This window comes from Cloacibacillus sp., from assembly GCA_036655895.1.
Lineage (GTDB): Bacteria > Synergistota > Synergistia > Synergistales > Synergistaceae > JAVVPF01.
Genome location: JAVVPF010000051.1, coordinates 1 through 8,178 on the forward strand (window position 1 = coordinate 1; position 8,178 = coordinate 8,178).

3 protein-coding genes and 1 rRNA gene are annotated in these 8,178 nt (G+C 56.5%); all 4 read right to left on the bottom strand.

Annotated elements, in window-relative coordinates:
- Nucleotides 1–68: ribosomal RNA gene (locus RRY12_11795) — 16S ribosomal RNA — on the bottom strand; the annotation flags it as partial.
- A 358-nt stretch (nt 69–426) separates the two neighbouring features.
- Nucleotides 427–1,599 carry an iron-containing alcohol dehydrogenase gene (locus tag RRY12_11800; GenBank protein MEG2185355.1) on the bottom strand — a complete coding sequence of 391 codons (1,173 nt, stop codon included), beginning with the start codon at nt 1,597–1,599 and terminating at the stop codon, nt 427–429.
- Nucleotides 1,600–1,629: 30 nt separating this feature from the next.
- A complete protein-coding gene (locus RRY12_11805) occupies nt 1,630–2,370 on the bottom strand; it encodes a 2-phosphosulfolactate phosphatase (protein ID MEG2185356.1) in 741 nt (246 codons plus the stop codon).
- Between the two features lie 23 nt (nt 2,371–2,393).
- Nucleotides 2,394–8,093 carry an EAL domain-containing protein gene (locus RRY12_11810; GenBank protein ID MEG2185357.1) on the bottom strand — a complete coding sequence of 1,900 codons (5,700 nt, stop codon included), beginning with the start codon at nt 8,091–8,093 and terminating at the stop codon, nt 2,394–2,396.
- Nucleotides 8,094–8,178: the final 85 nt, after the last annotated feature.

Sequence of the window (8,178 nt, forward strand, 5' to 3'; positions counted from 1 at the left end):
CGTTCGACTTGCATGTGTTAAGCACGCCGCCAGCGTTCGTCCTGAGCCAGGATCAAACTCTCCGTTTGATTTCTGGCGTGTTGCTCTCAAATTCGCTGACGATTTCGTCTTGCCGCCTGCGCGGCTTGACTAGTTTCTTTAGGACCCTTCACTTTTTACTCTTCTAAAAGAAAAGTAATGATGAAGTTTCTTTTGCTTTCTCTGTATTCTTTTTGTCATGGTGCCGCTTGCTTTGGTTTTTTCGGCGATGTGCCGGCCCGAAGCGAAGCAAGGAGTAGTATATAACGCTTTGGACTCTGCGTCAACTCTTTTTTAAGGCTTTTGGATAAGGACGCCCGACATGGTGCAACGCTTTTTTACCGGTTTCTTTGCTAATGTACTGTATATTTTTGCTTACATTTTTGTTAATTTACAGGCTCGGAAAACTTACCACGCTCTTTCGTATATAGCGCGCACGTTCTCTTCGGTCAAGGGTCTGGGGTTGTTGTTGATGAGACGCGTCTCTTTCATTGCCGCGGAGGCCATACGCGCGCAGGCTTCTTTTGGGATGCTGAAGTCACGAAGCCGCGTCTTTACGCCGCATTCTTCGCCCAGCGCGGTCATAGCCTCAAGCGCGGCTTTCGCCGACTGGTCGGCCGAAAGTCCCTGAGTTTTGACTCCCATAGCTTCGGCTACGCCGATAAATTTTTCAGAGCACCCGTCAAGGTTGTATTCCATCACCCAGCGCAGCATTGCGGTGTTCGCCTCTCCGTGGGGTATGTGGAATTCGCCTCCCAGAGGATAGGCCAGCGCGTGTACTCCGGCGGTGCCGGCCATGGCGAAGGCCATTCCGGCTGTAAGGCTGCCGTAGCACTGCGCGGTTCTTGCTCCGAGGTCGTGAGGCTCACGTACGCAGCGGGCGAGGTTTGCCGATATTTTGCGGATGGCAGCAAGCGCGAGGTCCTGCGTCAAAGCGTTTGTGCCAAGGCTGAGATAGGATTCCACGGCGTGGATAAGCGCGTCCATTCCTGCGGCCGCCGTTATCCCGGCCGGCAGATCAAGCGTGAGCATCGGGTCTACGAGCGCGGCGTCGGCTACGAGGCTGCCGCTTGCTACGCCTTTTTTGGTTTTTTCTTCTTCAAAGGAGAATACGGCGACGGCGGAAACTTCCGAGCCGCTTCCGGCTGTGGTTGGTATCATTATTGTGGGCAGGCCGCGCGCGGGAACTTTTTCCATGCCTATCATTTCCGATATTTTTATTTCTGGATATTTGGCAAGGACTGCGGTCATTTTCGCAAAGTCCATGGAGCTGCCTCCGCCGACTGCGATAAGGCAGTCCCCTTCGGCTTCGCTTATCTCGCGCGCCGCTTCGTAAAGAAGAGAGGCGGGCGGCTCCGGCGCCACGCGGCCCCAGTGCAGCGGGGCCATGCCGGCCGCTTTCGCGTCGTCCAGCAGGGCAGCGAGCGCTGCGCTTTTTGCCATGCTTTTGCCGGTTATGAATACGGGGCGTTTTGCGCCGAGCGCCTCCGCTTTTTTCACGGCGAGCGCAGAAGAGCCGGCCGCGAATATCACTTCGCGCGGCATTCTGAAGTTAAAGGCGTGCGTCATTATTTCATCCATTGCAAAGTTCCTCCCATGCAGAGCGCGGGGTCATCTTCCGATGAAGGCCAAGACCCCGTTTAAATTTTTTAGTATCGGAACGGTGGAGCTTGAATCAAGCTCTCCGCAGAAGAAAAGGTCGTTGTCGAAGCCCAGGCCTGCAAGTATCCTGCCGTGAGCCGATTCCTGGCAGACCGCTGTGATGTCGGGGCCGAAGTGATGCCAGAGCGCCATCGCGGCCATGGCGCCGTCTGTAAGTTCCATCTCGGTGCCGCCGTTTGACGGGGCGAGCGCCAGCATTTTTTCTATCAGCATCCCCGCGCAGATTGTGTCTTCAAGCGAAAATTCGCCGTTTCTTCCCGCGCAAAGGAGGCCTATGTTTGTACCAGAGCAGACGGCGTCCCAGGCGGCGGCTTCCGCGTTTCTCGCGCAGGCCGCTATGACGTGCGCGCAGCCTTCGCTTGCCCTCATTATGGCTCTTGTGCCGTTTGAGGTGGTGATTATGGCGTTTGGCGGGGAGCCAGCCGCGGACAGTTCAAGCGGCGAGTTGCCGAAGTCAAAGCCGGGCGCGGCAAGGCCGCCGCGCTCTCCCATTATTTTCCAGTCGCCGCCAAGTTTGTCTCTCATTTCAAAGGCGGCATCAACCTCCGTCACGGGAACGAGCACTTCGCCTCCCGCGTCAAAGAATGTCGTTATCTGCGTCGTGGCGCGCAACAGATCTACCACAACGCGCACGTCATGTTCTTTCAGCGCCTCGCACGGCAGAAATGCGGCGTCAAATATATATTTCATTTATCAGACCTCCGTTGATATGTTTATTGTACGGCCCATTCCGTCAGATAATATTTATTTTTACCAGCGCGCTTTGCCTCGTAGAGTGCGCGGTCGGCGGCCGCGTAAAGTTCACGGCTGGTTACGTTGTCGGTTTTGCGGGCAACTGCTACGCCTGCGCTTGCCGTTAGGCGCAGGAAGCCGCATGAGACTTCAAGCGCGGCAATGAGGCGCTCCGCGGTCTTCGCGGCGGAACGCGGCGTGACGTTCCCTGAAATAAAGATGAAGAATTCGTCGCCGCCTATCCTTCCTATTATATCGTCGTCTCTTAATACCGCTCTCATTGTCTTTGAGGCGGCTATCAGCGCTTCGTCGCCCTGAAGGTGGCCCAGGCTGTCGTTTATCTGTTTGAAGTTGTCGAGGTCTATCATAAAGGCGGCGCAGCGGTCGGCGGAGGCCATCGCCTCTATACGTTCGTCGGCCGTACGCAACGTAGCCTCTCTGTTGAGCAGGTTTGTCATCGCGTCATGCGAGGCGCGCTCCGCAAGTTCGACTATTGCGCTGCGTTCCTCGTGTATATCCTCGAATACTATGAAGGCCTTGACGTCGTCGGTGTACGGGTATTTGACCATCTGGACGTTGGCCTTCGTCCAGCGGAAGAGGCCGTCCGTCTCCTCGCGGAAGACAAGGTTGTCCTCTTTTACTCCGGCGAAGAAGAGCCCGAGAAGGCGTCCTTCGTCAAAAAATTCGGTGTACATTTCTCTGTCTTCGGGCGCTGTAGCTTCGGCGCAGCGGTGCATGCAGGCGCTGAACGACTGGTCCTTTTCAAATGGAAGCCGCGTGTTTTCGTTCCTTTCGACATGGTTCTGCGAGAGGTTGACCTCGAGGTAGACCGCGCTCTGCTCCAGCTTGGAGGCGAGCAGCGCCTGCCATTTGCGGTAGGCGACCTCTCTTTCCATCATCTCTGTGTTGTCATAGAACGAAACGATGGCGCTTGCGGGCGCGCCGTTTCCCGACGCCATGAGCGTGTAGTCTGAGTGATACCATCGCGACTCGCCGGAGGCTACGCGCACCAGCACGTTTGCGCTGCCGTTTGGCACTCCGTTTCGCATGGATTCAAAATAGGCCAGGAACGCGCCGACGCTCTCCTCCGCCACTTTGCCGGCGTCTATGAACGACTGCGGGAAGTTTGACATCACCTGCGGCACGCCGAACTGAGCCGCGCCGCGCGCGGAATGGTAGGCTATGCGCTCCGTGAGGTTGTATCTAAGGCGCTCCGCGCCGCTGTGCCGAATGACTATGGAATTTTCTTCGTTCTGCTGCCGCAGCGCGGCCTCCGCGCGCTTCTGCCGCGTTATGTCCGTGCATTCGATCATCATGATCTCACGGCCGCGCCAGAGAAAAGACGAGGCGCAGGCAAGCAGGCAGTTCCCGTTGGGACGCGTCGTCTCGACGCCTGTGCTTTTTCCGGTTTTTTTGTAGAGCGTAACTGGGCACTTCGCGCACGGGGCATCTTCTCCCATAAAGAGGCTGTAGCAGGGCACGCCTTCCAGCCCGGTCTCCGGGCAGGCATCCCTTATTTTTTTGTTTGCAAATAGCACCTTATAATCAGCGGGGTCTATTACATAAATGTACGACGAGCAGTTTTCAAGCACGGAGGTGGCCTCCTGCGAGAAAAACGCGTCGTCCATGCGCAGCTTTGCCGTAAGAAAAACACCGATGAGCCTCGCTATCAGCGTTATCGTTTCGGTCTCTTCCTCCGTCCAGATGCGTTTTTGCCCGCACGACTCAAAGCTGACGAAACCGCAGCAAGTGCTGCCGTCCATCAGTTTGGAGCGCACTACCGAGGCTACGTCGTCCATCATAAGGACGCGGCGCTGCGCTTCTGTGTATACGCCGCTGTCGTTGCACACGAAGATGCCGTTTTTATCGTATAGTTTTTCGTATACGTCTGAGCCGTCATCGAATGCGACTGGTACGTTCTGACGTTCGCTCATGCGCGACGGCACTCTCTCTGCGACCCACTCGCAGGTATTGGCGCAGCTTTTATGGCCCGGCGCGTCGAGAAAGAGAGCCGCGCGGCTTGCGCGGTAGTAAGAGCCTGTTATTTTGAGCGCTTCCGCGACGCTTTTTTCAAGGTCGGTCGATTTATAGAGCAGCTGGAATACGCGTTCCGCTATCGGCACGTCGAGCTTCGGCATGACGGCGCCTTCGTCCACTTCGCCAAGCCGCCGCATGAGTATCTCGCGTTTCTTTTCATCTTCTACGTCCACCACCTGTCCGACCATTCGATAGACGCGGCCCGCCTGGTCAGCGAGGCTGACGTAGTGGAGACGGCACCAGCGAAAGCCCGTGCCCCAGAGATCTGCCACGTAATCGTGGCTGCCGCGCGACGGCGTTTCAGAGGCGGAGACGATGACTGCGCGCAGCCCCTCTTTCCAGTCCGTCTGTACGCCGTCCGTCTCCAGAAGATAGTCATAGTATCCTTTGATGACACTCGTTTCGATGCCTTTGCCGCGTCTGCTCGTCTGGAGATGGAGCGTATCCTGAGCCACGTCGTAGTCGCAGACGCATGTGTCGGCCCAGCTCATCAGCATCCTGTTGAGCTCTGTCTCCGCCTCGTGGTTCATCTCCTGGGTCATATCGTCTATCGTAATGACGGCGCGCAGCGGAAGCCCCTTTTCATCTCTGAGCAGCGTGGCGCTGAGCCTCTCCCACGCGTATCCGCCGCAGGCGTTCCTGACGCGGACTACGATCGGCTCCGGCGTTTCCCCTTTGATGAGCGTTTCGTAGAAGGCATAGTACATCTGCCTGTCCTCCGTGACGACGTTTTTGGAGGCGTAGGGTATCCCCTTTATCTCACGCGGGTCGGCATGCTTCTCGGAGTAGCTCTGCGGCAGAAGGAGCGTCCTTGTCGGTATGTCGTAATAGCAGATCATTTTGCCGATATTTTCAAGCGCCATTTTTAGTTCCTCGCGGCCTATGCGCAGAGTGCGCTCCATTTTTTTCCTGTCCGTTACATCTTCGATGGAGGCGTAGATGATGCAGCTGTCGAAGCGGCGCGCGATGCAGCGCATACGCAGGCGCAGCCACAGCGGGTCGCCGGCGTCAAGATGTTTTCCGGTGAGCACGCGTATCTCGCCCACCGTCTCGCAGTCCTCTTTATCGGCCCTTTCGATGAGCGAGACATAAAGAGGCTGATCCTCCTCCACCACGTCTTCGAGGCGGAAGACGTGGTTGGCCCTGGCGCCGTCCCTTTCTACAGAAAGCAGCTCACATATTTTATCGTTGAGGCGCGTCGGTTTGATTGCGCCGCGTGAATATTCAAAGATGCCGGCAGCTCCAACAAAACTATTGAAGATGAGCGTCGCCTGCGACTGCGGGTCCCAGAACTCCTCGTTGTTGAAAAAGACGGCGAACTGCGACGCGGCGTGAAATTCCGTGACGTTGCGCCCTTCAAGCATTTTTTCAAACTCAGAAGCCGGCATAGGCTTTGCGTAAAGGTATCCCTGAGCGAGGCTGCATCCTATCGTCTTCAGATAATCAGCCTGATAGGGCAGCTCGACGCCCTCGGCCAAAACCGGTATGTTGAGCCAGTGCGCCATGTTTATTACGGAGTTGAGGATTATGCCGCTCTTGCTCCTGTCCCCCGCCTGCGAAAGAAAACGCATGTCGAGCTTCAGCATGTCCGTGGGCACCTCTTTTAAGGTGTTCAGCGAACTGTTGCCGCTGCCGAAATCGTCCATTTCGACAAAAAATCCGTGCGTGCGCAGCTTTTTGACCGTCTCTATTATCTGCTCCGGGTTATCCAGATAGGCGGACTCCGTTATCTCCAGACGAAGGTACTTAGGCTCAAGCGAATATTTTTCAAGAAGTTCCAGCAATATAGAAATAAGGGCCGGGTCCGCCGCGTCCGCGCGCGAGATGTTGACCGAGATGGGCACAACCTTGCGGCCTTCTTCCATCCAGCGCGCAAGCAGAGCGCAGGTCTTCTCCCATATTACGCGGTCGAGCTTCATTATGTGCCCGCGGCGCTCGAGCACCGGAATGAATACGCCCGGCGCGATCAGCCCCTTGCGCGGATGCTGCCAGCGCGCAAGCGCCTCCGCGCCCATGATGTCGCCCGTCACCATATTCACCTGAGGCTGGATGTAGGGTATGAACTGATCGTTTTCAAAGGCCTCGCGCAGGTCGCTTATCAGCTCCTGCTCCTCCAGCAGCTTGTTGCGCATAGAACGGTTGTAAAAGGCCTGATGCTGGGAATCTTTTCCCTTTATTGAACGAAGCGCCATGAGCGCCCTGTCTCCCATTATCGAGACGCTGAGGCTGGCGTCGTCGACGATATAGATGCCGGAACGCAGCGTGAAGCTGAACTCCGGGTGCGCCTCTTCCAGTCTGCGCGCCTCGTTCATAAGCCCGTCAAGCGTCCGTATTTTGTCAAAGGGCATACAGAGCATATAATGATCCGCCTCGATGCGGCCCGCGACGCACGGTTCAAGCAGCGGGCGCGATTTCAGCAGCAGCGCGCCGATGTCCCCAAGCAGCCTGTCGCCCGCGTCCTCTCCGAAGAGGTCGTTATAGGCCTTGAAGCGGTCAAGGTCAAAACGCAGAATGACAAACCGCATATTTGGATAAAGGTCCATCACGCGGCGCGCCTCCGAATTGAACTTCTCGCGCCGATAAAGGCCGGAGAGCGGGTCCAGATCCGCCGCGAACTGCTCCGTAACGTCGCGCCTCGTAACGGTGACGGAGGAACGGCTTTCGTCCATATAGCTGAACACCCAGCGTTTGCGCAGCGCGCGTCCGCCCTCGCGCCCGTAGAAGCAGGAATAGGTGTAGCAGTCTGAATTTCTAAGCTCGCGTTCGATAGTTTCAAGAGAAAGCCCGCGGCGGAAAGAATCACGGTCGTCCGGTGATACGGAAAGCTCCGCCGTAGCCTCGATCACTTCGTCGTAGGCGCGCCCCGCTTTGAGCGGAGCGTTGTCCTCGCCGCCGTTCACAAGCTCGACGAGGCCGCTGACGGCGTTTACGATAAATAAACATTCATACTCGACGCGCGCGGTGTGCTCAAGAAGCGTGTGGGCGGTCTTTTCCTCGTTGATGTTCTGCATGAAGACGAGCGCTTCGACCGTATCCGAGCCGGGCGCCTTCGTCATGACTATATTGAGCGCAAGCCATATCGGAGAAGATCCCGGCTCGCGGAAATAGCGGTGCTCGTAGGCGAGAGTGCCGCCGTCCTTTTCAAAAAGTTCAAGCAGCGCTTCTCTGTTCAGCTTTGCGCGCATGCCGCCCGTATCGCAGCTTTTGTCAAGCCCCGCAAGCAGCTCCTCAAAAAACTGATCGGCCGTCATCGTGTCCGCCATCGCCATAAAATCGCCGCCTTCGGAATATATCCGAAAACAGCAGTTGTCCGTCAAATTTACGCAGAAGGAGCAGATGGGGCGGTCGCGCCCTTCGCCCGCGCGAAGCAGCATTCCGCTGTAGCCGCGGCATATCTCGCTGCGCAAATGGTCGGAAAAGAGGCGTTCGGCGGCAAGCTTGTGCTGCAGCTTCAAATGCCGCGCGTAAAGCAGCGCAAGAAGCAGCGCCGCGATAATGGAAATGGAAAAACATATTGGAGCCCCAATGGCGTGATAAGATTCTAAAGAAAAGGCCTGCGCCCGCTTCGGGCAAAAAAGAGGCGCCAGGGAAAGCAGCCCGTAAAGTACGATCCTATGGAAAGAAACTGCGCGCGCTTTCGTCATAGCTCCACCCTTCCGTAATAACGGCGGAAATCGCCGGCATTAATCTTATCATTATAATACAGGAACTTCACATCAGCAAAATCAT